The sequence below is a fragment of the Streptomyces amakusaensis genome, from assembly GCF_039532665.1.
Taxonomy (GTDB): Bacteria; Actinomycetota; Actinomycetes; order Streptomycetales; family Streptomycetaceae; genus Streptomyces; species Streptomyces amakusaensis.
Genome location: NZ_BAAASB010000012.1, coordinates 266869 through 291852, shown reverse-complemented (window position 1 = coordinate 291852; position 24984 = coordinate 266869). Strand labels below are relative to the sequence as shown.

Genomic DNA, 24984 nt, shown 5'->3' with positions numbered 1-24984 from the left:
GCCTCAGCGGACCCGCAGCAGCCCGTCCAGCGCGCGGCCGAACACCCGCCGGCCGACCCGGGCGACCAGCGGGTCCAGCGGACGAGGCAGCGGCCGGACGCGCAGCTCCTCGGACCAGACCACCACCGAGCCGGGGCCGCGCGGCAGCACCTCGATCTCGGCCCAGCCGGTGATGAGCGCGCCGCGCTTCTCCAGCCGGCAGTGCCCCGCGCGGTCCCGACCGGGCGGCTCCCAGCGGACGATCTCCATCGGGTCGTCGAAGCCGATCCGCCCCACCGCCGACCGCATCACCAGCACCGTGCCCGCGCGGACCGGCCCGGCGGTCACCGAGGCGAGCGAGGTGGCGGGCACCCGCGCCGCGTGGGCCCGCCAGTCGGTGACCCGGCGCCAGGTCTCGTCGGCGGGCAGCGTCACCGCGCGCGTCAGCCGGAACACGGTCATCGCCCGTACCCGTACCCGCGTCCGTCCTCCCCGTACCGGCTTCCGCCCGACCGGAGGCATGACGTCCGCACCTCAGACGTCCCGTCCGTCGTCCGTCCCGTCCCCGCGCTCGGAAGCACCTGCCACCACCAGCCCCGGCAGATGCTCGGCGATCTCCTCCCGGGCCCGCGCCGACAGCCCCGCGTCCGTGACCAGCACACCCACCTCCGACAGCTGGGCGAAGGAGCTGAGCCCCACCGTCCCCCACTTGGTGTGGTCGGCGACCACCACCACCCGGCGCGCCGCCTGCACGAAGCGCCGATTGGTCTCGGCCTCCGCCAGATTCGGCGTGGACAGCCCCGCCTCCACCGAGATCCCGTGCACCCCGAGGAAGAGCACATCGAAGTGGAGCGAGCGGATCGCCTGATCGGCGACCGGCCCCACCAGCGAGTCCGAGGGAGTGCGCACCCCTCCGGTGAGCACCACCGTCGCCGCGCCCGGCCGGGGCGCGCCCGCCGCCCCCAGCCGCTGGGCGGAGTGGAACACATCCGCCACCCGCACCGAGTTGGTCACCACCGTCAGATCCGGCACCTCCAGCAGATGGTGCGCCAGCGCGAACGTCGTCGTACCCCCGGAGAGCGCGATCGCGCTGCCGGGCACCGCCATCCGCGCCGCGGCCCTGGCGATGTCCTCCTTGGCGCTCAGCTCCAGCGCCGACTTGGCCTCGAACCCCGGCTCATGAGTGCTCGCCTCCACCACCGGGACCGCCCCGCCGTGGACCTTCTCGATGACGCCCTGACGGGCCAGCGCGTCGAGATCCCGGCGTACGGTCATGTCGGAGACACTGAGCTTGCGGGTGAGTTCATTGACCCGGACCCCACCGCGTCTGCGCACCTCGTCGAGGATGAGTGCGCGCCGCTGCTCCGCGAGCAGGTTCTGATTGTCGGTCACTACCGGGGCCGGTCCTTCCACGTCGTCGTCATCCGTCGTACGCTCCGCCAGCGGGCCAGGGAGTGTCTTCGAAGTGGCGTCGTCCTCCCGCAGGGAGGGTCTGGCGGGGTCTGGTGTGTGCGATCGCGAGGCGGAGGAGGGAGTCGACGCGGAGCGTCGGCGACCGACGACAACGCCGCGAGCGGGCGCACCAGGGCACGGCGGACAGACGAAACTTCGAAGACACGACCTAGGGCGCACATCCTCTCACGGCCCCTCAGGTGCGCACTCGCGGAGATTCGGTGAGAGCCATGTCATGAAGTGCCCGGATCCGGGACGCTGAGAGGCGAGGAACGCGCGGTGCGCACCGGTCGGTCTTCCCCTCCCAGAGAGCGAGCCACAGACATGTCTTCCGCAACCCCGGACTCGCAGAGAGAGGGACCCGCGCTCGAACTGCTGGTCCACGGCGTCGGCGGAGCCTTCCCCCAGGACATGCTCGGCGACCCCCGCACGGTCAGGGTCTCCGGCGACGCGCAGGCGGCCGTCTTCCGGCGCACCGAGGACGAACACGCGGAGGACGACCCGGCCTTCCCCCGTGAACAGCCCATCCCCGAGGCGTACTGCTGGTCCAACCTCACCTCGGGCAACAGCGCCCGCGCCCTGTGGCTGCTGCTGCTCCCCTTCATGGTGGCCAATCTGGCCCACTGGATGCGCCCGCGCGCCAAGGGCATGCCCCGCACCACCCGGCTGTACGGGGTGCTGGTGCGGCTGATCGCGCTGAGCCTCACCGTGCTGATGACGGCCGCCGCCGCCGAGGTCACCCTCGATCTGCCGGCCTGGCAGTGCGCGGGCACCCCCGACTGCTCGCGCGGGCGCGGCTGGCTCGGCTTCCTCTCCAGCGCCAACGGCGGCTGGTGGTCCCAGCCCGGCCGCCGGCTCGCCCTCGCCGCGCTGCTGCCCGCTGGCCTGGTGGTCCTGCTCTGGTATCTCTCCAACCGCACCTGGAGCGCCTACGAGTCCCAGCGCCCGCCCACCGGCGCGGGTGTCTCGGAGGGCGACACGGGCACGGACGACGAAGAGGAGGAGAGCGAGGAGACGGCCCCCGACTCCTCCCCACCCTCCCGGGCCGTCCGCGACACGGAGCCGGGGGTCGCCCTGCGGCCCGCTCTGGGGCGCCCCGGATTCTGGTACGGGAGACGCCTCGTCGCCCGGCTGCGCGCCGCCCACACCGCCGCCGGATTCCTCGTCGTGGCCGCCGCCGTCGCCGGACCCGCCGCCCGGCACGACCGCGACGGCGACAGCACCCTGCTGGACATCGCGGGCCGGACGCTGGAGACGGCGATCGGCCTCCTCTTCGTCTTCGTGGTGTGCGTGATCGCCCGAAGGGGCCGCAGCGAGCGGCGGTTCGACGCCCGGCTGGACCGCGCCGCCGTCAGCGCCCTGCCCGGCACCGCGCTGGCCCTCCTGGCGCTCTGCCTGCTCTACGCCTTCTGGGACCGGCCCGGCTGGGCCTCCGCCGGCACCCTCCCCGGCGAGTGGGCCTTCCGGCTGATCGTGCTGGCGCAGGGCGCGCTGACCGTCGCGCTCGCCGCCGCCGCCTTCGCGCTCCAGCGCCGCGCCCGCCACCCGAGGTCCGCGCTGTGGGGTCTCGGCGGCCCGGCCGTCGCCATGCTCGCCTGCGCCCTCGGCGGTGTGATGACCGGCGGCATCGCCCAGCGGGTCGCCGACTGGCTGGACGGCCCGAGCACCGCGGGACTCGACGGCGACGGAACCATCCCCGGACCTCCCGTACTCCTCAGCTGGCAGGCCTCCGTCATCCCCGTGCTGCTGCTCGCGCTGCTCGCCCCCCTCGCCTGGCTCGCCCTGCGGACCTGGCTGACGGCCCGGCGGTTCGCCCGGGACGTCGAGGAGGAGTACGGGGCGGCGGAGGCGGGCACGGCCGGCCCCGGCGGCTGGCGGCCCGACCCGATCCGTACCCGCAGAATCGCCGGGGCCCGGGCCCGCGCCGACCTCACCGACACCGCGCCCAGCCTGGTCGGGCTCATCTCCGGCGCGACCCTGATCCTCGGCGCGGGCTCGGTCGCCGGGGCGTGGGCCAGCGGAAAGGTGCCCGGCGAGGCCTTCGGCGACAGCGGGCTCGACGAATCCGTCGCCGGGGCGGCCCAGTACCTCGGCTCCTGGCTGATCGGCTTCGGCTTCATACTGTTCGTCACCTGGGGCCGGCGCGCCTACCGCGACGCCTCAGCCCGCCGCACCATCGGCATCCTCTGGGACGTCGGCACCTTCTGGCCGCGCGCCGCGCACCCCTTCGCCCCGCCGTGCTACGCCGAGCGGGCCGTGCCCGACCTCGCCTGGCGGATGTCCACCTGGACCGAGCGGACCGGCGGACGGCTCGTCATCTCCGGCCACTCCCAGGGCAGTGTGCTCGCCGCCTCCGCCGTCTGGCAGCTGCCCGCCGCCACCCGGGGCCGGGTCGCGCTGCTCACCTACGGCTCCCCGCTGGAGCGGCTCTACGGCCGCTGGTTCCCCGCCTACTTCGGGCCCACCGCCCTGCTCCAGCTGCGCGACGAGGTCGAGGGCTGGCGCAATCTGTGGCGGCACACCGACCCGATCGGCGGCCCGGTGCGGGTCCTCGACGAGACCGGCCGCCGGGCGGTCGACCACGAGGTGCTCAGGGACCCGGTGGTCTACGGCAGAACCAGCGTCCATCCGCTGCCGGAGCCGATCCTCGGCCACTCCGACTACCAGGCGGACCCGGCCTTCGCCGAGGAGCGCCGGGGTCTTCTGGACCGGATCCACCCCGGGATCCCCCGGCAGTCCCCGCGACACCGGGAGAGCCGGGGCACCGAGGGCGGTCAGGACAGTTCGGGTGGTTCAGGCAGTTCGGGCAGATCCTCCGGGTAGAGCAGCGTCAGATCGTCGGTGTCGGCGTCGCTCAGCTCGGCGACCCGGCCCGCGTGCCGCTCCACCATCGACTCGAAGGTCTGCCGCGCCGTGCGGCCGTTGCCGAAGGCGGGGCCCTTGGGCAGTGCGCCGAAGTACTTCCGCAGCGCCTCGCCGGTGCCCTCCGCCAGCCGGTACTCGTGCTCGTCGGCCTGCTGGCCGACGATCCTCAGCAGCTCGTCGGCCCCGTAGTCCTGGAAGGTGATGGTCCGCGAGAACCGGGAGGCGACCCCGGGGTTCACCGAGAGGAAGCGCTCCATCTCCGCCGTGTATCCGGCGACGATGACCACCACCGCCTCCCGGTGGTCCTCCATCAGCTTCACCAGGGTGTCGATGGCCTCCTTGCCGAAGTCCCGCCCGGAGTCCTCGGGGGAGAGGGCGTAGGCCTCGTCGATGAAGAGCACCCCGCCGCGCGCCCGGTCGAACGCCTCCTGGGTGCGGATCGCGGTGGAGCCGATGTGCTCACCGACCAGGTCCACCCGGGACACCTCGACCAGATGCCCGCGCTCCAGCACCCCGAGCGAGGCCAGTATCTCGCCGTACAGCCGGGCCACGGTCGTCTTGCCGGTGCCGGGGGAGCCGGTGAAGACCAGATGCCTGCGCACGGACGCGGCCTTCAGCCCCGCCTCCTGGCGGCGTCTGCCCACCTCGATCATGTTGATCAGTGAGCGGACCTCCCGCTTGACGCTCTCCAGGCCGACCAGCGCGTCCAGTTCGCCGAGGACGGCGTCCGAGGTACGCCGGGGCTCGTCCACCACCGGCGGCGCGGCCGGGAGCGCCGCCGGGGCGGCGGGGGAGGGGAGCACCGCGGGGATCGGCGGGAGCACCGGCAGTACCGGGAGCACGGGGGTGAGCGCCCCGGCCGACGGCATCGCCGCCTGCGCGCCGGCGAACTCCACCGCGCCGCGCATCCCGCTCTCGTCGCTCGTGGAGTCCTCCACGAGCAGCAGACCCGGGTCCGCGAACTCGTAACCGCCGCGCGCACACCGCTCGGTGCGGCACCGGCTCAGGGCCGCCCGGCAGCCGGCCATCACATGGAAGCCGTACCCCCCGCTGCCGGTGACCCGGCAGTTCCGGAAGGTGCCGCGCCCCTCGGCCGACACATAGAACCCGGCCTCGGCGGGCGAGGTGACCGTGCAGCGCTCGATCACCGGGTCGGCCCCCTTGGTGACGATGACTCCGGTCTGGACCGTGTCGATCGTGCAGCCGGCCAGCGTGCCCCCGCTGCCGTGGTCGCGGAACCAGGCTCCGGTGGAGGCCTCCCGGATCCGGCAGTCGTCGAGCTGGGCGGTCGCCCCGTCGCTCACCGACACCGCCGTGTTGCGGATCTGGGAGAGATCGCTGTCGACCACGTCGACCCGCGAGCCCCGGTCGAGGACGAACAGCGCGTCCGGAACGTCATGGACGCGGCAGGAGTCCAGGACCGCCGTCGCGCCGTCGCTGATCCACACGGCGGGGTAGTCGCCCGTGCTGTCGTATATCTCGCACTGATTGGCGTCCACCCGGGTGCCCGGGTCCCACACCGAAAGACCGTTGCGGCCGAAGCGGCGCACCGTGGAGCGGGTGAGGGTGAGCACCGAACGGGAGCGCAGATCGATCGCGTTCTCCGGGACGTCGTGGATGTCGCAGTCGGAGAGGGTGAGCAGGGCGTCGGTGTCCAGGGTGACGCCGTCGGCGGAGGTGCGGTGCACGGTGGAGTCGGTCAGATGCGCCGAGGCGCGCGAGGCGACCTGCACGCCCGCGCCCTTGATCTCGTACACCTCGCAGCCGATGGCCTCCAGGGTGCTGCCCTCGCCGGTGACGGCGAGGCCCGCGCCCGAGGCGTGGTGCACCCGGCAGCGGTCGAGCCGGGGATGGCCGCCGCCGCGCACCGAGACGCCCGACTGGCCCGCCGAGACCACCTCGCACTCCTCGAACACCCCGCCCGCGCCGTCCAGCACGGCGATGCCGACGCCCGCGGGGTTGTCGACGGTGCAGCGGCGCACGGTGGGACGCGCCGCGCCGCGCACTTCGAGACCGGCCGCCGAACGCGTGGAGATCCGCAGGTCGGACAGTTCCGGTGTGCCCTCCTCGATCAGCAGCGCGGGCGCGGTGGTGTCCTGCCCCTCCACATGGAGATCCTGGACGGTGGCCGACGCCCGCACCGTCAGCGGGACCCCGTCGGCGGGGGCTATCCGCACCGAACCGAGTGAGCCCTCCGGCCCCCGGAGCGTCACCGCCCGCTGGATCACCAGATTCTCGCGGTACGTCCCCGGGGCGACGGTCAGCACGTCACCGTCGGCCGCCGCCTCCAGGGCCGCCGCCAGAGACGCGTACTCGCCCGTGCGGCGCCGCCACCGCGATGTGCCGGTGTGGGTCACCTGGACCGTGCCCTGTGCCATCGTGCTGCTCTGCCCCCACCTCGTGATCTGCTTCCGCCGCGCCTCGGAGAAGGGGGACGCCCCCTTGGGTCCTGCCCTCCGCTCCGTGCCCGGCCCGCCCGGAATCCGCCGGGTGTGCCCGGAAGATCTGCCACATCCGGACGGCGGGCTCCGGGGCCTGTCGGCCCCGCCCCGTGAGCGGGGTCGCACCACCGTAGCGCGCGTGAGGGCGGGGAGTTGACGCGTCGCGGGGCCGCCTGCCCGTCGGCCTCCCGGAGCCGCGACCGCACGGGCGCGGAGCCGACGGGAAGAGGGAGAAGAGAGAGGAACGTCACCCTCTCCCCCGCCATGGCCTCGACCGCCCAACGAACGACACACGCCACGGAGTTCCCACAGACCTCGTCGGGTGGGAACCCCGTGGCGCGGGGGTCGGACGGGAGGGAGCCGGCGGTGGCCGGCGGCCCCGATGGCTCGAAGGCTCGGCTCAGTACCCCTGGCCCGGGTGCGGGCGGTGGTACGGGTCCTGGTAGCCGGAGGGGCCCGGAGCGGGCGCGGGGCGCGTGGCGGCCGGGCGCATCGCCTCGTAGCCGGTCGGCACGGGGCGCTGCTGCTGGGGCTGACCCGGGTGCCCCGGCTGGTAGCCGCGCGGCGCGGGCTGCTGCTGCGGGATGTACGGAGCCGCGGCCTGCTGGAGCGGCATCGGCGCGGGAGCCTGCTGCTGATAGCCGTAACCGGGCGCGGGCTGATGCGCCGACGGGCCCGCCGGGAGGGCGGGCAGCGCCGATGGGAGCGCCGGCAGATGGCTGTTGCCGCTGTCGTACGCGGAAGGCACTCGGATCGGGGCGATCTGAGGCGTGCCCCGCTCCGCGACCAGGGAGTCGTAGATCGGGGTGTCGGCGAAGGACGGAGCGGAGTAGTAGCCGCCGCCGTAGGTGGAGCGGGGGGAGGTCATGGGACCTAAGGTAAGCCCACGAGTGCCGGTTGGGGAGGCCGGTATGTGGGTTGTTTCGGTGGATGCGCGTACCCATGGATCCCCAAAGCGAGCGAACTCGGGAAAATCGGTCGCTCGACAGAGCAAGGATCCTGTAAAGAGCGAGCTGGGAGCGGGTTACCCGGGGGTCAGAAGCCGTCCCCGGGGCAGGTGAGGACGAGAATGGCGTCCGGCGGCCCGGCCGGTCGCCGCCACTCGTGACGGGAGCCAACATGTCCATGTCCAAGGGAGCCAACACCCAGGTGACGGCCCGAAAGGTCCGGCTGGAGCTGGGCCGGGTCGCCGCCCCCGCCGCGCCCGGGGTCGACGCCGTCGCCCTCCTTCTCGCGGCCGGCACGGACAGAGTCCGCTCGGACGCCGACGCGGTCTCCCGCGACCGGCCCGCGCACTCCTCCGGCTCGGTCCGCCACGAGGCCGCGGGGACCGGCGGGGACGGATCGGTCGAGGCCGTCACGGTGGACCTCGCCGCCGTCGAGCCCGGCGTCGAGAAGATCGTGCTCACCGCCGTGCCCCGAGGCGGTGAGCCCGGCGCGCTCTCCTGGCTCCGGCTCCGCCTGGTCGACGCCGAGTCGGGCGCGGAGATCGCCGCCTACGACAGCGAGGACGCCACCGTCGAGACGGCCCTCGTCCTCGGCGAGCTGTACCGGCGTCAGGGGGCGTGGAAATTCCGGGCCGTGGGGCAGGGCTACAGCTCGGGGCCGCAGGGACTGGCCCAGGACTTCGGCGTCACCGCCGACGCGCTGCGCCTCACCGCCACCGCCACCGCCGCGCCCGCCGCCGTGCCCGCGTCCGCGCCCGCCCCCGCCGTGACGCCGCCCGCCGCCGCCCCCGCGCAGGCCGCCCCGGCCACCCCCGTACGCCTCACCAAAGTCACCCTCACCAAGGAGTCCCCCTCCGTCTCGCTCACCAAGGCGGGCGGCACCTCCGGAGCCATGCGCGTCAACCTCAGCTGGCAGATGCGCACCCAGCCGAAGAAGGAGGGCTGGGGCGCGAAGCTCACCCGCGCCCTCGGCGCGCCCGGCGCGCTCGACCTCGACCTGTGCGCGCTCTTCGAACTCACCGACGGCCGCAAGGGAGTCGTCCAGGCCCTCGGCAACGCCTTCGGCTCGCTCCAACAGCCCCCGTACATCCATCTCGACGGCGACGACCGCACCGGCGGCACGTCCGGCGAGAACCTCACCATCAACCTCGACCACCGGGACAGCCTCCGCCGCGTCGTCATCTTCGTCACCGTCTACGAGGGGGCCCGCAGCTTCGCCGACCTCGACGCGACGGTCACCCTCCGGCCCCAGCACGGCACGCCCATCGAGTTCTCGCTGGGCGAGTGCACCGAGCCCTCCACCGTCTGCGCGCTGGCGCTGATCACCAACACCGGCTCGGACCTCGTGGTCCAGCGGGAGGCGCGCTTCCTCGTGCCCGAGCGCGGAGTGAGCCCCCAGCGCACCATGGACCGCGCCTACGGCTGGGGCATGGACTGGACACCTGGCCGCAAGTGACGGTCGCTCCACCGCCGCCGGTCAGGGCTCCGGCGCGGCCCGGGGGCGCGGATAGACGCGGCCCTTCCAGGCCGCGCCCCGCCCCCGGTGGTGCAGGCGGGCGGAGTCGAGGGTCATCAGCAGATAGAGCAGCGCGATGAACGGCAGCAGCGGAGCCAGCGCCGCCGGCTGCCGGTAGTAGCGCAGCATCGGCAGATAGCTCCCCGCCATCACCGCCCAGGCCAGCGCCCCCGCCCCGGCGGCGACCGCGTCACCGCCGAACGCCCCGGCGGCCAGCGCGGCCGGCGGCGTCAGATAGACCAGCGCCAGCCCGGCGACCGTCCCCGCCAGCAGCACCGGACTGTGCCGAAGCTGCGCGTACGCGCTGCGCGACACCATCCGCCACAGATCCGCCAGCCGCGGACAGGGACGTACGCTCTCCACTCCGTCGGCGAGCCCCAGCCAGATCCGTCCGCCGGACCGCCGCACCGCGCGGGCCAGCGCCACATCGTCGATCACCGCCTGCCGGATCGACGCGGGCACGTCCGCGCGCTCGGCCGCCCCGGTCCGCAGCAGGACACAGCCGCCCGCCGCGGCCGCCGTCCGCCCGCCGGGACGGTTGACCCGGCGGAACGGATAGAGCTGGCCGAAGAAGTACACGAACGCGGGCACCACCAGCCGCTCCCAGCCGCTCACGATCCGCAGCCGCGCCATCTGCGACACCAGGTCCAGGCCGCCCGCCCGGGCCGAGGCCACCAGGGCGCGCAGACTGTCCGGGGCGTGGGCGATGTCGGCGTCGGTCAGCAGCAGATACTCGGGCCCACGGGCCCGCGCCAGCGCGATGCCGTGCCGCAGCGCCCACAGCTTCCCGGTCCAGCCCGGCTCCGGCTCGCCGGTCCGCACCACGGTCAGCGGCAGCCCGCCGTGCCGCTCGGCCAGCTCACGGGCGAGTGCCGCCGTGCCGTCGGTGCTGCCGTCGTCCACCAGGAAGATCTCCGCCCGCCCCGGATAGTCCTGCGCGAGCAGCGAGGGCAGGGCGGCGGGCAGTACGGCGGCCTCGTCCCGGGCCGGCACGACGATGACGACATCCGGCCAGGAGTCCGGTTCCCCATGAGGCGGCAGCCGCTGATCCGTACGCCAGAAGAAGCCGGTCCCCAGCAGCAGCCACCCCCAGGCGGCCAGCGAGACGAGGGCGGTCCACGCGAGGGCGCTCATGCGCCGCAGTCTGCCCCACCGAACGGCTCCGACAAGCCCTGTCGACTATGGTGACCGGGTGAAGATCGCGCTCCTTGACTCCGGAATCGGCCTGCTCGCGGCGGCCGCGGCGGTACGCGGGCTGCGTCCCGACGCCGACCTCCTGCTGTCGTGCGACCCCGACGGGATGCCCTGGGGTCCGCGCACCCCGGCCGATCTGACCGGGCGGGCGCTCGCGGCGGCCCGCGCCGCCGCCGCGCACGCGCCCGACGCGCTGATCGTCGCCTGCAACACCGCCTCCGTGCACGCCCTGCCCGCGCTCCGCGCCGAGCTGGAGCCCGCCGTGCCGGTCATCGGCACGGTCCCGGCGATCAAGCCGGCGGCGGCGGGCGGCGGCCCGGTCGCCATCTGGGCGACCCCGGCGACCACCGGCAGTCCCTACCAGCGCGGTCTGATCCGCGAGTTCGCCGACTCGGTCCCGGTGACGGAGGTGCCCTGCCCGGGGCTCGCCGACGCCGTGGAGCAGGCGGACGAGGCGGCGATCGAGCGCGCGGTGGCCGCCGCCGCGGCGCGCACCCCCGCCGATGTAAGGGCCGTCGTCCTGGGCTGCACCCATTACGAACTGGTCGCCGAACGCATCCGCGCCGCCGTCGGGGCGTCCGTGGCGCTCCTCGGCTCCGCCGAGCCGGTGGCCGCGCAGGCCCTGCGCCGGATCGGGTCCCGGCCCGCGCCGGACGCCGCCGCGACCGGCTCGCTCACCGTGCTCCTCAACGGCCGGGAGTCCGGCCTCCCCGGCCGGGCGACCGCCTACGCCGAGGGCCGCCTCCTCCAGGCCGTGCCCTCCGTCCACTGACCGGCGCGGGCGGCTCGTCCGGCGCTCGGCGATCGTTCACAGCCCGCCCATTGTGACCCTTTTCACCCGTTTCGCCATCCGCCCGGCAGGCTCGATGCCGACCCGCCGGAAGCTGGGTACGCTGCTCAGCATGAGGGACCACCCCCACGACCCGCCGACCGCCGCGGAGCCCGTGCCCGCGGTGTGGACCGGCCGCGCGACCAATCGCCTCCAGTGGCTGCTCGCCATCGCGGGCGTCGCCTGCGTCACGCTCGGCATCGAGCTGGCCGTGAACGGCTCATGGACCTCGGGCATCGTCCCGCTGCTGATGTCCGTGATCGGCTGTGTCGCGGCGGGCCTGCTGATGCTCTACGGCACTCTCGCCTTCGTCCATGTCTCGGTCCGCGTCGACAGCGACGGCGTCGAGGTGCGCTGCGGACACATCGGACTGCCACGCCGCAGGATCCCGCTCTCCCACGTGGTCGGCGCGGAGTTCGCCCCCCGCGTCACCCCGCGCCAGTGGGGCGGCTGGGGCTACCGCTGGCTCCCCGAGAAGGGCACGGCGGTCGTCGTACGCCGGGGCGAGGGCCTGATCGTCGCCCTGGGCGACGGCAGGACCTTCACGGTCACCGTGGACGACGCCGAAGCGGCCGTACGCGCCATCCGCGACCTCCTCCGCCCCGGCGGCGGCGGCGTCACCGGCACCCCGGCGCAGGCCTAGGGCCTGTCGTTCACCCGAACGCAGCAGCGCGCGGACACCGGCCACCCGCCCGGCCCGCTCGGGAGGGCCCGCGTCCGCCCACCGTAGACTCCGCAGGGTGAGCGCCACCATCACCGCCGTCGACACCCAGCCCGCCCCCGCCGCGAGCGGCTCGCCACTGCGGCGGCTCATCCGGCCAGGGGCCGCCGCCCTCTCCGGGGTGCTGCTCTTCCTGAGCTTCCCGCCCCGGCCCCTGTGGTGGCTGGCGGTGCCCGCGTTCGCCCTGCTCGCCTGGAGCCTGCACGGCCGCCGGCCGCGCTCCGCCTTCGGCCTCGGATATCTGGCGGGCCTCGGTTTTCTGCTGCCGCTGCTCAGCTGGACCGGCGAGGACGTCGGCCCGGTGCCCTGGATCGCGCTGGCCGCCGTGGAGGCGCTGTTCATCGCGCTCACCGCGCTGGGCATCGCCGCCGTCACCCGGCTCCCCCTCTGGCCGGTCCTCGCCGCCGCCGTCTGGATCCTCGGCGAGGCGGCCCGCGCCCGGTTCCCCTTCGAGGGCTTCCCCTGGGGCAAGGTCGCCTTCGGGCAGGCCGACGGCCTCTTTCTGCCGCTCGCCGCGCTGGGCGGCACCCCCGTGCTCGGGTTCGCCGTGGTCCTGTGCGGTTTCGGGCTGTACGAGACGGTCCGGCGCGGCCTCGAATTCCGGCGCACCCGCGCCCTGCCGCGCGGCCCGCTGGCCGCCGCGCTGCTCAGCCTCCTCGTCCCCGTCACGGCGGCCCTCGCCGCGCTCCCGCTGGTGGACGACTCCGCCGAGGACGGCACCGCGACCGTCGCCGCGATCCAGGGAAATGTGCCGAGACTGGGGCTCGATTTCAACTCCCAGCGCCGCGCGGTCCTCGACAACCACGCCCGCCGCACCGAGCAGCTCGCCGAGGACGTGGCGGCCGGCCGCGTCGCCAAGCCCGACTTCGTGCTGTGGCCGGAGAACTCCTCCGACCTCGATCCGTACCGCAATCCCGACGCCCGCCAGGTCATCGACGACGCCGTGCGGGCCATCGGCGTCCCCACCGCCGTCGGCGCGGTGCTCACCCCCGAGACCGGCAAGCTCAGCAACACCCTCATCAAGTGGGACCCCGAGCGCGGCCCGGTCGACACCTACCACAAGCGCCATGTGCAGCCCTTCGGCGAGTACATCCCGATGCGGTCGTTCGTACGGCTCTTCAGCTCGGACGTCGACCGCGTGCGCCGCGACTTCGGGCCCGGCGACAAGGTCGGCGTCTTCGATCTGGCCGGCACCAAGGTCGGCCTCGTCACCTGCTACGAGGCGGCCTTCGACGACATGGCCCGGGACACCGTCGAGGCCGGCGCCCAGATGATCTCCGTACCCAGCAACAACGCCACCTTCGGCCGCAGCGAGATGACCTACCAGCAGCTGGCGATGTCCCAGGTGCGGGCGGTCGAGCACGGCCGCTCCGTCGTCGTCCCGGTCACCAGCGGAGTGAGCGCTGTGATCATGCCGGACGGGGAGATCGTCCAGCGGACCCGGATGTTCACCCCGGACGCGCTGGTCGCCGAGGTGCCGCTGCGCTCCTCGCTCACCCCGGCGACCCGGCTCGGCGTCGCTCCCGAGATCGCGCTGATGGCCGTCGCCGTGGGCGGGCTGGGCTGGGTCGCGGTGGGTTCCGCGCGGGTGTGGCGGCGTAAGCGGCCCGCCGCCGGGTAGCTCCCGACTTCCCCCGGATTCAGGTCAAATCCGGGCCAGAATTAATCGGTTAGGGTCGCAGCCATGGCAACTCCTGACTTCATCCGGGCCATTCGGGCCACCGCCGGCCATCAACTGCTGCTCCTCCCCGGGGTCAGCGCGGTCGTCTTCGACGAGCGGGGGCAGGTGCTGCTGGACCGCCGCGCCGACAGCGGGGCCTGGTCGATCATCGGCGGCATCGCCGAGCCGGGCGAGGAGCCGGCCGCGACCGCGGTGCGCGAGGTGTACGAGGAGACGGCGGTCCACTGCGTCGCCGAGCGGGTGGCGCTGGTCCAGGGCCTGCCCAAGCCCGTCACCTACCCCAACGGCGACCAGTGCCAGTACATGGACATCACCTTCCGCTGCCGCGCGATCGGCGGCGAGGCCCGGGTGAACGACGACGAGTCGCTGGAGGTGGGCTGGTTCGACCTGGACGCCCTGCCGGAACTCGACGAGTTCGCCCACTTCCGTATCGCGCAGGCCCTGACGGAGGGCCCCGCCTGGTTCCGGCCCGCCTGACGTTCCCCGAACGCGATTCCCGCATGTCAACCAAGGGTTGACGCGCCCCGGCGTGTCAACCTAAGGTTGACGCATGGAGAATTCCGCACGGACAACGAATCCGGTTCGCCTCGACGATCTGATCGAGGCCATCAAGGCGGCCCACTCGGGCGCCCTCGACCAGCTCTCCGGCGCGATCGTCGCGGCCGACTACCTCGGTGAGGTCGCCGACCATGTGATCGGGCACTTCGTGGACCAGGCCAGGCGCTCGGGCGCGTCCTGGAGCGAGATCGGCAAGAGCATGGGGGTCACCCGCCAGGCCGCGCAGAAGCGCTTTGTCTCGAAGGACGGCGGGGAGGCCCAGGACCTCGACCCCAGCCAGGGCTTCAGCCGGTTCACCCCGCGCGCCAAGAGCGTGATCGTGGCCGCGCAGAACGAGGCCCGGGCGGCCGGCAATGAGCGGATCACCCCGGTGCATCTCACGCTCGGACTGGTGACCGAGCGCGAGGCGCTGGCGTCCCGGGCGATCCTCGCGCAGGACATCCCGCTGGACGCCGTCCGGCAGGCTGCGGCCGAGGCGCTGCCCGTCGCCGTCGAGGAGGTGCCGGAGCTGATCCCGTACGACGCGGGCGCGCGCAAGGCGCTGGAGCTGACATACCGCCAGGCCCTGCGGCTGGGGCACAACTACATCGGCACCGAGCACATCCTGCTCGCGCTGCTGGAGCAGGAGGAGGGTGCGGGGGTGCTCACCGGAGTCGGTGTCGACAAGGCGACCGCCGAGGCGTACATCGCCGAGTTCGTGGCGGAGATTCTCGCCGCTCGCCAGAAGGGCGATGCGTCCTAGCGGGCGTACCGGCGGACGTACGGACGTACGGACGTACGGATGTTCTGACGTTCTGACGGACGTTCTGGCGGCCCCGGTCCAGGGGTTGACCGAGGCCGCCGGTGCGGGCAGTCCGCAGGGTCGGAGCTGCCCGCGGGGCGGAGCGCCGCGGAGGGTGACGCGAGGAGGAGAAGCGTCGTTCCCCGGACTCCGGTCTAGTCGGCCCACGAGGGCTCGGGGGCCGATGAGGGCTCGCCGCGAAGGATGTGACGGGGGGTGGTACGGGGGAATGAGTGCATGGTGGCGCGCTGCCGACTTTCCTGGTGTGCGTGAGCCGGCCGGTGTTCCGTGGAATCCGGCGGTACCAGAGCAGTAAATATATATACCGTCGAGTAAGCAAGGGTATGAAAAATTTCATGCACATCGGTTGGCGGAAAACCCCCTCCCGGTGCCCCCTCGCTCACTCCTCCAGGAAGAAGTTGTGCTGTTCGGCGGCGTGTTCATAGCCTTCGAGCCGGGCCTGGGTGCGCTGTGGATCGGCGTCGGCCATCGCCTGGAGCAGGGCCGCCGACAGCACCCCGGGGGCCGCGTAGGAGTCGAAGACCAGCCGTGACCCGGTGGCGGCGGTCAGCGTCGCGTCGGCCTCGTCCAGCAGTGGACCGAGGGCCGGATCGGTGACCAGGGCGATCTTCAGCCCGGAGGCCCGGGCGGTGCGCATCGCCGCCAGGGTCTCGTGGGCGTGCCGGGGCATGGCGAACGCCAGCACCCAGCTCCCGCCGGCCTCCCTGGACTGGAGGAGGGCGTCGTAGGCGACGCTGCCGCCGCGGGTCACGGCCCGGACGTCGGGGTGGATCCGGCGGGCCGCGTAGGCGAAGTACTCGGCGAGCGAGGCGGAGATCCGCAGCCCCAGAACGGTCAGCGGCACCGAGCGGGCCAGCTCACGGCCGATGTCGAGCACCTGGCCGGCGTCGGCGAGCCCCCGGCGCAGCTGCTCCAGATTCTCGATCTCGGCGTCGATCGCGGCCTGGAGCTCATTGCGGCGGTCCTGGGCGTCCGGGGCGGGGGAGGGCGCGACGGCGGAGAGCGCGATCGGCTGGAGGGCCTCCCGCAGCGCCGGATATCCGCTGAAGCCGACGGAGGCGGCGAAGCGCGTCACCGAGGGCTGGCTGACGCCGACCCGCTCGGCGAGGTCGGTGATCGAGAGGAAGGCCGCCTCGGTGAGATGGTCGGTGATGTACCGGGCGATCCGCCGCTGCCCCGGCGAGAGCCGGTGGCCGCCGAAGAGGGCGAGAACCCTGTCGGTGGGGGCGGGCTCCGCGTCGGGGGACAGCCGTCCCGGGGTGATCGCAGACGCCTGTGCGCGTGCCTGCTGATCTGATGGCACCGGAGTCACTCCTTCTCGTCCCGCTGCCGCTCAACATAGCCCAGGAGTCCGTAGACCGAGAGGCCGGTCGAGCCCCTCCCGTCCGCCGTCTCGGATGGCGGACGGGACGGGTGCTCCCGGTGGATCCGGCGATCGCCGGGGGTGCGTGAGAATCGTCCCGGCCGAGGAGTCCGAGCGCCGCTGCCACTGGCCGCTCGGCCGCCGCCCCGACGATCACCCGGGCCCGACCGCGCTCGGATTCCGAGGCTTCCGCGCCCGACGGAGATGCGCGTCGCGGCGGCGGAGGAGCATGCTGGCTGTGTGACCTGGTACGACGCGGCCGGGCGCACCCCGCCGGGCAAGCCGGAGAAACACGGGGCGGCGCCCGGGACGCGCAGGAGCGGCGGGCGGTCGCCGGGCGAGCTGGAGCTGGTGCTCTCGCAGTCCGTCGTGAGCGCGGTCGAGGCGGTCGGCGGCTTCGCGGGCGGGATCTATCTGTGCTCCCGCGCCGAGGGGCTGCTCAGACTGGCCGCGCTCACCGGGCTGCCGCCGGGGCTGTTCCACCCCTGGTGGCGGATGCATGTGAACCGCCCCTTCCCGATCGCCGAGGCCTACCGGCTGGGGCGCGCCGTCCATCTCGCCGACGCCGAGGAGGCCATGCGCCGGTTTCCGCAGCTGATGGCGGGACTGCCGTTCCCGTTCGGCTCGATGTACGCGCCGGTGGCCGCCGGGCGCGAGAAGGCCGGCGTCCTCGCGGTGCTGCGCCGGGCCACGCCGGGACAGCCGATCGAGAACGGCGACCGCCACCGGATGCACAACGCGGCCCGCAGGCTCGGGGCCGCGCTGGGCGCGCTCGCGGACCGGGGCGTCGCCGTGGAGTGGGACGCGGATCCGTTCTCCGTCCAGTCCCCGGCCACCAGCACGCCCCCGGTCCGGCTGGGGCGCTTCACCTGGGACCTGGCCACCGGCGAGGTCGTCGCCGACGAGGGGATGCACACGATCCTCGACTCCCCGGCGGCGGAGTTCCCCGGCACCGTCGAGGCCTTCACCGAGGGGCTGGCGGGGGAGGACGTACTCGGGCTGTGGGCGCTCGCCCGCCAGATCGCGGCCTCGGTCCTGCCGGCGAACCGCCGGATCCGGGTCTGCGGACCCGACGGCCGCCCCTATCTGATCGAGCTGTCCGGCCCCGGGACCGGCCCGCCCGGCGGCAGCGCCGGACCGCTGAGCGGTTTTGTGCTGGACCTGGGATCGGGTCCGGTCACCACCGAGGCCACCGACCGCCTCACGCGCGGCCTGCTCTCCCTCGACCGGCTCGGCAGGATCGTCCATCTCAACCGGAGCGCCGAGACCTCGCTCGGCCTCGGGCGGCCCGAGCTGGTCGGCCGGGTGCTGTGGGAGGCGCTCCCCTGGCTCGGACAGCCGCTCTACGAGGACCACTTCCGGGCCGCCATGATCTCCCACGATCCGGTGGGTTTCACCGTCCGCCGTCCGCCGGACGAATGGCTCTCCTTCTCCCTCCAGCCCGGTCACGACGGTGTCACCGTCGTCCTCGCGCCGGCGGACGGGCCGCCGGAGGAGCAGGCCGCGGGGGAGCCGGCCGGCTCCCCCGCCGGACTGGTCGCCCCGGCGGACCGGGCCTCCGTCCTGTACCGCCCGGTCGCCCTCGCCATCGCGCTGACCGAGGCGGTGACCGCCCGTCAGGTGTCCGCCGTGGTGACCGAGGAGCTGCTGCCGGCCTTCGGCGGCGGCGGTCTGGCGATCTATCTGCTGCACGAGAGACATCTCTTCCTCGCCTGGGAGACCGGCTTCCCCCAGGGGTTCCTGGACCGCTTCGACGGTGTGGCCCTCGACGCGCGGCTGCCCGGCGTCGAGACGCTCACCTCCGGCCGCCCGCTGTTCTACGAGTCGATGCGCCATCTGGCCGCCGCGTACCCCGGGATCCCGCTGGACGCCCATGTGGGCGCGCGGGCCTTTCTGCCGCTGATCGCCTCCGGACGTCCGGTGGGCTCCTGCATCCTCGGCTTCGACCGGCCGCGCGTCTTCAGCCACGAGGAGCGCACGGTCCTCACCGCGCTCGCCGGGCTGATCGCCCAGGCCCTGGAGCGGGCCCAGCGCTACGACTCCGAGTCGGCCCTGGCCCGGGGGCTCCAGGACGCCCTGCTGCCGCACCGGCTGCCGGTGCTGAAGAACGCGACCACCGTCGGCCGCTACCTCCCCGGCACCCAGGGCATGGACGTCGGCGGCGACTGGTACGACGTGGTGGTGACGGGCGGGGAACTCGCCCTGGTCATCGGGGACGTCCAGGGCCACGGGGTCGCCGCCGCCGCGACGATGGGGCAACTGCGCAGCGCCGTACGGGCGTTCGCGCTGAGCGGGCACGGCCCCCAGGAGGTGATGAGCGGCACCAACCGGCTGCTGATCGACCTGGATCCGGGCCAGTTCGCCAGCTGCTGCTATGTGCTGGTCGACCCGGTGACGGGCCGCACCCGGGCGGTACGGGCGGGGCATCCGCAGCCCCTGCTGCACCACCCGCACGGCCCGACCGAGGTGCTGGACCTGGCAGGCGGCGTCGTCCTGGGCGTCGACCCGGAGGCCCGCTACCCCGTCACCGAACTGCGCCTGGAGCCCGGCGCGGTGCTCGCCCTCTACACCGACGGACTGGTGGAGCGGCCGGGGACCGACATCGACATCGGGGTGGAACGGCTGCGCGCCGCCCTCGCCGAGTGCGGCTCCATCCCGCCGGCCGAGACCGCCGACCGTCTGATCCGGGAGGCCGTGCACTCCTCCGACCGCCCCGACGACATCGCCCTGCTGCTGGCCTCCCGCTGGGCATGAGCCTGCGCGTGAGCCCGGACGGCCCCCGCCCGGCGGGAGGGGCGGGTCAGCCTCTGCGCAGGGTCACCTCCCGGTCGTCGGTGTTGAGGATGACGGGAAGGGGGACGAACGAGCGGGAGGCGTCCAGATGGATGAGGGCGGCCGTGCCCCGCGCCTTCCCGGGGGCGAAGCCGACGGCCGGGTCGGTGGTCTCGCGCCAGGTGTGCACCTGGTCGTCGCAGGTGGCCAGCGCGCCGTCGATCTCGGCCCGGGCCTCGCCCTGGGTCGCGTTGGAGCCGATGAGGACCGGCCCCGACCGCAGTGACGAGCACCGATAGGTGCCGCTGAGGACGAGGGTCCCGTCCTTGGCGATCTGACCCCTGGGCGCGATGGTGATGGTGTCCGGGGCGAATTGCGCGCCGGCCGAGCCGGGAACCAGAGCGGTGGCCAGGGCGGCGGCGATGCAGGCCGCGGAAATGAGCATGGTGCGTCGTGCGTTGATCATGCTCGCCCAACGAGCGAGTGTGCCGGAGGTTTCGTATGTCCATGCGAACGGGTGATGCGCCTTCTATTCTGATTGTCGGCCGGTCGGCGGAAGGGGGTGGTGAAGGGTTCAACCAGGTAATTCGTTCGTTACGGGAGGGTCCGGAAACGCTGGGGTGGGTGTGATGGCGGCATATGCCAACCCTTGTCGAGTTCCCCCCGGTGCTCGCAATTAACCACTGTGGCGGATACTCGGACGAGTGTTTTCTCTCTCACTTGATCGTGAGTAGGGTGTGGTCCCGCTGTTCGGTGATCCACAGTGATCCGGCCTGATTCGGGCTGGCGTGAATGCCTGCGGATGGTGTCGTGTCATCCGGGGGAACGGGGGAGGGGATCGTGCCTGCTGGTTCGTTCGACGGGCAGTACGTGTGGCATCCGGCGGCGGACGACCACGGACTGGCCCGCGCCTGCATCGACGTCCAGGCCGGCCGGTACTTCAGCGCCCAGGAAGTGCTCCGGGAGTCCCGCGACGACTTCGAGGTCCGCGCCCACCGCTCCCTCGTCCTCGCCTCCGAGGCCGCCGACTCCGATCTCGCCGAACGCTGGCTCGGCGAGGACCCCTGTCCCGAGGCGGCCCTGCTCTGGGCGAGGGTGGCGATGCTCAGGGCGCTGCGCGCCGCCGACGGGCACGACCCGCACACCGACACCCTCGTCGACATAGCCAGAGCCGCCTGCGAACGGGCCGCCCGGATGCTCCCCCGCGACCCCACGCCCTGGGTCGCCCAACTCGCCCTCTCCCGCATCCGCCGCCCTCTCGACCCCGCCCCGCGCGGGCTGCTCACCGCGCCGCCCGGCCCCTGGCGGGTCTTCTCCCGCATCGTCGGACTCGACCCCTGGAACCGGGAGGCGCACCACCGCTTCCTCGCGTTCTTCTTCACCCGGTACGGCGGCACGGCGAGCGCGCGCTGGGACGTCGCCACCTTTCTCAGCCATCGAGCCCCCGCCACCTCGGCACTGCGGCTGCTCCCGCTCGTCGCCCTCGCCGAGGAGTACGACCCCGCCTCGCTGCTCGCCTACCGCGCCTGGCGGCAGCCCCAGTGGGTGGGCACCGCGACCGGCAGCTACACCCATTGGTTTCCCCGGCTCTCGGAGTACCGATTCACCCCGGTCCTCGATCTCTCCTATCTCGCCCATGCCCTTTACATGGGTTCTCGCGAATTGGAGGCGCGTGAAGTCCTCCTGGCGATGGGCCCTTATGCCGCACGTATGCCATGGAGCGCTTTCGGGGCTCCCGACGAACAACTGACCAAGGCGAGACGCGCATGCGGGTTACCCGTCCCCAGCTCTCACTGAGACCCGTCGCATGCCTCGCCGAAGACAAAGGGAAAGGATGCGCCCATGTCCGAGCGAACAGCTGTTCCGTCACAACGGAAACACCGTCAGGGAGATGATTCCGTCGCTCTCGACGACGATGCGACACTGCATGCGATGGGCTATCCGAGGAAGCTCACCAGGAGATTTCGAGGATTCGACAACTTCGCCATCTCCTTCACCATCATCAACATAATCTCCGGAATCTTCTCCGCCTTCGGCTTCGGTATGGGGGCGGGCGGACCGCTCATTCTGATCTTCGGCTGGATCAGCGTTTCCGTCATGGTTCTGTTCGTCGGCGCGGCCATGGGGGAAATCGCCTCCGCCTACCCCACGAGCGGAGCGCTCTACTTCTCCGCGGGCAAGCTCGCCAAGAACCACCGGGGCGCGTGGTCCTGGTACACGGGCTGGCTCAACTTCGTGGGCCAGATCGGCGGCACGGCGGCCACCGGCTACGCCGCCGCCACCTTCATCCAGGCGTTCATCGTCATGCAGTGGCCCTCCTACACGGTGACCGGCCAGAGCACGGTGATCATCATCACGGTGATCCTGCTGCTCCAGGCGCTCGCCAACACCTACACCGTCCAGCTCGTCGCGACCCTCAACCGGATCTCCGTGTGGTGGCTGCTCATCGGAATGACGGTGATCGTCCTCGCTCTCGTCCTGGTCCCCACACACCATCAATCCGCCTCGTTCGCCACGCATTTCGTGAACAGCACCGGCTTCAGCAGCGGTGTGTACGCGGCGATGCTCGGGCTCCTGGTGACCAGCTGGACGTTCACCGGGTTCGACGGAAGTTTCCACATGTCGGAAGAGACGGTGAAGGCGACCGTCAACACTCCCAAGGGCATCATGCGCGCCATCGGCGGCTCCGCGGTCGCCGGACTGATCCTTATGCTCGCCCTGGTGTATGCGATCCGCGATTACACGGCTACAGCGAGTGCTTCGGCGCCCCCCGTGCAGATTCTCATTGACGCCCTCGGCCCGGGTGCCGCCAAGCTGCTTCTGTTGATCGTGATCGGCGCGATGCTGTTCTGCGGACTCGCCAACATGACCAGCAATACCCGTCAGATCTTCGCCTTCGCACGCGACGGCGCGATGCCCGGTTCACGGCTGTGGCATTCGGTGTCGCCCCGTACACGCACCCCCGTCAAGGCGGTATGGCTGGCCGCCGTGTGTTCCTTCGTGCTGATCACTCCCGCGTGGTGGTCGCACACCGCGTTCACCGCCATTGTCAGCGTCAATGTGGTGGGCCTCTATCTCGCCTACGGCGTCCCCATCTTCCTGCGGCTGCGCCTGGGCGACGAGTTCCAGCCCGGCCCCTGGCACCTGGGCCGCTGGGGCAAGCCCGTCGCGCTGACGGCCGTGGTCTGGATCGTGTTCAGCAGCGTCCTGTTCATGCTGCCGCACGCCTCCCCGATCACCCCCACGACCTTCAACTACGCCCCCATCGCCCTCGGGGTCGTCCTGATCATCGCCACCGCCTGGTGGTTCACCACCGCCCGCCGCCGCTTCCAGGGGCCCGTCAGCTACGGCAGCCCCGACGAAGTCGCCGCCATGGACCTCATCTGAGAGAGCCCGCAGAGCCCGCGGAGAGAGAAAGCCCGGACAGAAGCCGGGCGGAAAGGAAGCACCCCGTATGAACGAGCCCCTCGCCCAGGAGACCGGCGGACTCACCGTCGCCGCCGCCTCGCCCGAGGACTGGCAGCGGATCGCCGAGTGGTCGGCGGCCGAAGGCTGGAACCCCGGACGCGGCGACGTCGCCTGTTTCCACCCCACCGACCCCCGAGGCTTCTTCATCGGCCGTCTCGGCGGAGAGCCCGTCTCCGCCGTCTCCGTCGTCACCTACTCCGACGACTTCGCCTTCCTCGGCTACTACCTGGTCCGCCCCGACCTCCGCGGCAAGGGCCTCGGCCTCGCCACCTGGCGGGCCGCCTTCCCGCACGCCGGAGACCGGATCGTCGGCCTCGACGCGGTCCCCGCCCAGCAGGCCAACTACCAGCGCTCCGGCTTCCACCCCTCGTACGGCACCGTCCGCCACGCCGGCCGGCCCCGGCGCACCGGAGCGGTGGCCCCGGGGACCGTGCCCGTCGCCCCGGAGCATCTGGACGCGATCGCCGCGTACGACCGCGACTGCTTCCCCGCCGACCGGAGCGCCTTCGTCTCCCGCTGGCTCACCGCTCCGGGGCACAGCGCGTACGTCCGGCTGCGCGACGGGGAGGTCACCGGCTACGGGGCCATCAGGCCGGGCCGCGACGCCCATCGGATCGGCCCGCTCTTCGCGGACACCACCGCCGACGCGGAGGCGCTGTTCGACAGCCTCACCTCGGGTCTCGGCCCGGACGAGACGGTCGCCGTCGACATGCCCGACACCCAGAAGGAGGCCGGGGCGCTGGCCGCCGCCCGGGGGCTGACGGCCCAGTTCCCCACCGTACGCATGTACACCGGACCGGCTCCCCGGGTGCGGACCGAGCGGATCTTCGGGATCACCTCGCTCGAACTCGGCTGAAGTCCCTTATTCACGAGGGGGCGGCGGGGGGTTCGGGCGCTGCCGGGGTGCCCTCGGTGCCGTAGCCCGGTGAGGCCGGGGCCTCCGGCGGCGGCGAGTTCACCGCCGACGGGGGCTCCGGCGACGGAGGGGGCTCCGCCGGGGACGGCGGCGGCTCGGGCGAACCCGGAGGTTCGGGGGACGGCGGCGAGTCGGCGGTGGGGGAGCCGGGAGCCGAGGGACCGGGGGAGGCCGTGTCGCCGGAGGACGGAGACGTACCGGGCGAGGCGGACCCGGACCCGGACGGCTCGCCGGGTCGTGAGGGCGGCGGGCAGGTCACCCCGGCCCCGGACGGCGAGTCGCACGGCGCCAGCGGATCCCGGGTCGGCGGGCTCGTGGGACGGTCGCCGCCGCTGTCGCCGTGCCCCGAGGGCCGGGTGATCCAGTCCTTGTTCCGCCAGTCGTAGAGGACGAACCGGTCCACCGCCCGCTCCGCGGGCACCACGACGACCGCCGCCGTCGCGTCGTAGCCGGGCCAGGTGTCGCCCACCGGCTTCGGGGTCCCCTTCAGCTCCGTGGGCGGCAGCAGCGGATTGCCGCAGGCGCAGCGGACCTCGGGCACGCCCCGGTCGTTCACCAGCACCGCCGTGCCGGCCTGGAGGACCGCCTGGTACGCGGTGGCCGAGCCGTCCTTGTAGCCGTGGTTGGTCACCCGGGTGTCCAGCCGGAGGGTGACCGGGGTGAGGGAGCGCAGCCGGTCCGGCACGGCGTCGGGGCCGATGCCCAGGACGGAGGCGAACGCCTTGTTCTTCGCCGGGTCCGAGGTCAGATAGCCGATCTGCTTCTCCACATCGCAGCCCGCGACATTCCGGGTCCCGCCGTACAGCCCCGGTGTCGACCCCGACACCTCATGGGTGACCCGGGGCTGTGTCGCCGCCCCCGGCGAGCCCGTCGGCCGGTCGGAGGGGGCGGTCCCGGTGGCGGTCGCGGTGGACGGGGTGTACGGGTCGGGCCCGGCCGAGCCCGCCGCCTGGAGGAACACCTCGCTCTGGGCCTTCGAGCCGCCGTCCGGGCGGGTGAGGACGACCGCCAGCACCACGGCGACCACCACGGCCGCCGCGATCGCCGCCACCTTGGGGACCGAGCGCCACCAGGGCCCGCCGCCCGCCGCCCCGCCCGCCGTTCCCCCCGCCCCGCCCGGCCCCCCGTCGCCGGGTCCACCGCCGCCGCCCGTGTCCCCCGTACCGCCCGCACTGCCCGTGCCGCCCGGCCGTTCGGGCTCGGACGGCCGCTCCGGCGGCGGCGGTACGGACCCCCGCTCGGGCCGGCCGGACAGCGGGCCGGACGGGGGCCCGGACGGCGGGCCGGACGGGGGCCCGGTGGGGCGGTCGGACGAGGGAGGTTCGGCGCTCACGGGCTCTTCCTGCCACGGGTGGGAACAGAAGCCAGACAGCTCAGGTATCTGGATATACCCGGCAATTGTGTGCCCCGGTCTCCCGGAGTCCGCAAGCCGACGGCGCATCCGGACCTCCCCGGCGGGCGGAGCCGATCGGAGCTGCTT

At 73.2% G+C, this 24984-nt stretch carries 19 protein-coding genes and 1 pseudogene; 12 read left to right on the top strand and 8 right to left on the bottom strand.

All coding sequences use genetic code 11. The features are described 5' to 3' along the window. Positions 1 to 3 precede the first annotated feature (3 nt). On the bottom strand, positions 4 to 441 hold the full coding sequence (locus tag ABD371_RS22650) for an SRPBCC family protein (RefSeq protein ID WP_344479608.1): 438 nt from the start codon (positions 439 to 441) through the stop codon (positions 4 to 6). Positions 442 to 513: 72 nt separating this feature from the next. Next, positions 514 to 1371, bottom strand: coding sequence for a DeoR/GlpR family DNA-binding transcription regulator (locus ABD371_RS22645; protein ID WP_344479606.1), 858 nt, complete (start codon positions 1369 to 1371; stop codon positions 514 to 516). A gap of 384 nt (positions 1372 to 1755) precedes the next feature. Between ABD371_RS22645 and ABD371_RS22640 the strand changes: the two genes are divergently transcribed. Next, entirely contained in the window at positions 1756 to 4254 is a 2499-nt protein-coding gene (locus tag ABD371_RS22640) for a hypothetical protein (RefSeq protein WP_344479605.1), read from the top strand. On the opposite strand, the gene ABD371_RS22635 is transcribed toward ABD371_RS22640, so the two are convergent. Both ABD371_RS22635 and ABD371_RS22630 read right to left on the bottom strand, forming a co-directional pair. Next, positions 4206 to 6674 (bottom strand): right-handed parallel beta-helix repeat-containing protein, encoded by a 2469-nt coding sequence (locus tag ABD371_RS22635; protein ID WP_344479603.1) that lies wholly within the window; start codon positions 6672 to 6674, stop codon positions 4206 to 4208. The genes ABD371_RS22640 and ABD371_RS22635 overlap by 49 nt on opposite strands. A 463-nt stretch (positions 6675 to 7137) precedes the next feature. Then, on the bottom strand, positions 7138 to 7605 hold the full coding sequence (locus ABD371_RS22630) for a DUF6643 family protein (RefSeq protein ID WP_344479602.1): 468 nt from the start codon (positions 7603 to 7605) through the stop codon (positions 7138 to 7140). 251 nt (positions 7606 to 7856) lie between these two features. On the opposite strand from ABD371_RS22630, the gene ABD371_RS22625 reads away from it, so the two are divergent. Then, the gene (locus ABD371_RS22625; RefSeq protein WP_344479600.1) at positions 7857 to 9140 is read left to right on the top strand and encodes a TerD family protein; all 1284 of its coding nucleotides are present in this window, start codon (positions 7857 to 7859) and stop codon (positions 9138 to 9140) included. A gap of 21 nt (positions 9141 to 9161) precedes the next feature. On the opposite strand, the gene ABD371_RS22620 is transcribed toward ABD371_RS22625, so the two are convergent. Next, positions 9162 to 10334, bottom strand: coding sequence for a glycosyltransferase (locus ABD371_RS22620; RefSeq protein WP_344479599.1), 1173 nt, complete (start codon positions 10332 to 10334; stop codon positions 9162 to 9164). Here ABD371_RS22620 and ABD371_RS22615 point away from each other — a divergent pair. The 5 genes from ABD371_RS22615 to ABD371_RS22595 all read left to right on the top strand — a co-directional run bounded on the left by ABD371_RS22615 (position 10333) and on the right by ABD371_RS22595 (position 14925). After that, on the top strand, positions 10333 to 11166 hold the full coding sequence (locus ABD371_RS22615) for a glutamate racemase (RefSeq protein ID WP_344479597.1): 834 nt from the start codon (positions 10333 to 10335) through the stop codon (positions 11164 to 11166). The two genes, ABD371_RS22620 and ABD371_RS22615, sit on opposite strands and share 2 nt — an antisense overlap. Positions 11167 to 11296: 130 nt before the next feature. After that, positions 11297 to 11866, top strand: coding sequence for a hypothetical protein (locus ABD371_RS22610; RefSeq protein ID WP_344479596.1), 570 nt, complete (start codon positions 11297 to 11299; stop codon positions 11864 to 11866). A gap of 97 nt (positions 11867 to 11963) precedes the next feature. Then, positions 11964 to 13565, top strand: a complete 1602-nt coding sequence (lnt, locus tag ABD371_RS22605; RefSeq protein WP_344479594.1) for an apolipoprotein N-acyltransferase — start codon at positions 11964 to 11966, stop codon at positions 13563 to 13565. 63 nt (positions 13566 to 13628) lie between these two features. Continuing rightward, on the top strand, positions 13629 to 14102 hold the full coding sequence (locus tag ABD371_RS22600) for an NUDIX hydrolase (RefSeq protein WP_344479593.1): 474 nt from the start codon (positions 13629 to 13631) through the stop codon (positions 14100 to 14102). A 73-nt stretch (positions 14103 to 14175) separates the two neighbouring features. Continuing rightward, positions 14176 to 14925 carry a Clp protease N-terminal domain-containing protein gene (locus ABD371_RS22595; protein ID WP_344479591.1) on the top strand — a complete coding sequence of 250 codons (750 nt, stop codon included), beginning with the start codon at positions 14176 to 14178 and terminating at the stop codon, positions 14923 to 14925. Between the two features lie 439 nt (positions 14926 to 15364). On the opposite strand, the gene ABD371_RS22590 is transcribed toward ABD371_RS22595, so the two are convergent. Beyond that, positions 15365 to 16288: a MurR/RpiR family transcriptional regulator gene (locus ABD371_RS22590; protein ID WP_344479589.1), complete on the bottom strand. Its 924-nt coding sequence runs from the start codon at positions 16286 to 16288 to the stop codon at positions 15365 to 15367. A 157-nt stretch (positions 16289 to 16445) separates the two neighbouring features. On the opposite strand from ABD371_RS22590, the pseudogene ABD371_RS22585 reads away from it, so the two are divergent. Both ABD371_RS22585 and ABD371_RS22580 read left to right on the top strand, forming a co-directional pair. Next, positions 16446 to 16526: pseudogene (locus tag ABD371_RS22585) on the top strand (DUF1348 domain-containing protein); the annotation flags it as partial. A gap of 62 nt (positions 16527 to 16588) precedes the next feature. Continuing rightward, positions 16589 to 19102: a SpoIIE family protein phosphatase gene (locus ABD371_RS22580; protein WP_381734273.1), complete on the top strand. Its 2514-nt coding sequence runs from the start codon at positions 16589 to 16591 to the stop codon at positions 19100 to 19102. Between the two features lie 46 nt (positions 19103 to 19148). Here ABD371_RS22580 and ABD371_RS22575 read toward each other — a convergent pair whose 3' ends face one another. After that, positions 19149 to 19565: a DUF6299 family protein gene (locus ABD371_RS22575; protein WP_344479586.1), complete on the bottom strand. Its 417-nt coding sequence runs from the start codon at positions 19563 to 19565 to the stop codon at positions 19149 to 19151. A gap of 395 nt (positions 19566 to 19960) precedes the next feature. Between ABD371_RS22575 and ABD371_RS22570 the strand changes: the two genes are divergently transcribed. The 3 genes from ABD371_RS22570 to ABD371_RS22560 all read left to right on the top strand — a co-directional run bounded on the left by ABD371_RS22570 (position 19961) and on the right by ABD371_RS22560 (position 23444). Then, complete coding sequence (locus ABD371_RS22570) at positions 19961 to 20917, top strand: hypothetical protein (RefSeq protein WP_344479584.1); 957 nt, start codon at positions 19961 to 19963, stop codon at positions 20915 to 20917. 135 nt (positions 20918 to 21052) lie between these two features. Then, positions 21053 to 22507, top strand: a complete 1455-nt coding sequence (locus tag ABD371_RS22565) for an amino acid permease (RefSeq protein ID WP_344479582.1) — start codon at positions 21053 to 21055, stop codon at positions 22505 to 22507. 67 nt (positions 22508 to 22574) lie between these two features. Then, a complete protein-coding gene (locus tag ABD371_RS22560) occupies positions 22575 to 23444 on the top strand; it encodes a GNAT family N-acetyltransferase (protein WP_344479581.1) in 870 nt (289 codons plus the stop codon). A gap of 10 nt (positions 23445 to 23454) precedes the next feature. Here ABD371_RS22560 and ABD371_RS22555 read toward each other — a convergent pair whose 3' ends face one another. Continuing rightward, on the bottom strand, positions 23455 to 24837 hold the full coding sequence (locus ABD371_RS22555) for a DUF6777 domain-containing protein (RefSeq protein ID WP_344479579.1): 1383 nt from the start codon (positions 24835 to 24837) through the stop codon (positions 23455 to 23457). Positions 24838 to 24984: the final 147 nt, after the last annotated feature.

What these genes read in the sequence shown, in the direction of transcription:
- ABD371_RS22650 (WP_344479608.1), bottom strand. Translation starts at nt 441, where the DNA reads ATGACCGTGTTCCGGCTGACGCGCGCGGTGACGCTGCCCGCCGACGAG.
- ABD371_RS22640 (WP_344479605.1), top strand. Translation starts at nt 1,756, where the DNA reads ATGTCTTCCGCAACCCCGGACTCGCAGAGAGAGGGACCCGCGCTCGAA.
- ABD371_RS22635 (WP_344479603.1), bottom strand. Translation starts at nt 6,674, where the DNA reads ATGGCACAGGGCACGGTCCAGGTGACCCACACCGGCACATCGCGGTGG.
- ABD371_RS22630 (WP_344479602.1), bottom strand. Translation starts at nt 7,605, where the DNA reads ATGACCTCCCCCCGCTCCACCTACGGCGGCGGCTACTACTCCGCTCCG.
- ABD371_RS22625 (WP_344479600.1), top strand. Translation starts at nt 7,857, where the DNA reads ATGTCCATGTCCAAGGGAGCCAACACCCAGGTGACGGCCCGAAAGGTC.
- ABD371_RS22615 (WP_344479597.1), top strand. Translation starts at nt 10,333, where the DNA reads ATGCGCCGCAGTCTGCCCCACCGAACGGCTCCGACAAGCCCTGTCGAC.
- ABD371_RS22620 (WP_344479599.1), bottom strand. Translation starts at nt 10,334, where the DNA reads ATGAGCGCCCTCGCGTGGACCGCCCTCGTCTCGCTGGCCGCCTGGGGG.
- ABD371_RS22610 (WP_344479596.1), top strand. Translation starts at nt 11,297, where the DNA reads ATGAGGGACCACCCCCACGACCCGCCGACCGCCGCGGAGCCCGTGCCC.
- ABD371_RS22600 (WP_344479593.1), top strand. Translation starts at nt 13,629, where the DNA reads ATGGCAACTCCTGACTTCATCCGGGCCATTCGGGCCACCGCCGGCCAT.
- ABD371_RS22595 (WP_344479591.1), top strand. Translation starts at nt 14,176, where the DNA reads ATGGAGAATTCCGCACGGACAACGAATCCGGTTCGCCTCGACGATCTG.
- ABD371_RS22575 (WP_344479586.1), bottom strand. Translation starts at nt 19,565, where the DNA reads ATGCTCATTTCCGCGGCCTGCATCGCCGCCGCCCTGGCCACCGCTCTG.
- ABD371_RS22565 (WP_344479582.1), top strand. Translation starts at nt 21,053, where the DNA reads ATGGGCTATCCGAGGAAGCTCACCAGGAGATTTCGAGGATTCGACAAC.
- ABD371_RS22560 (WP_344479581.1), top strand. Translation starts at nt 22,575, where the DNA reads ATGAACGAGCCCCTCGCCCAGGAGACCGGCGGACTCACCGTCGCCGCC.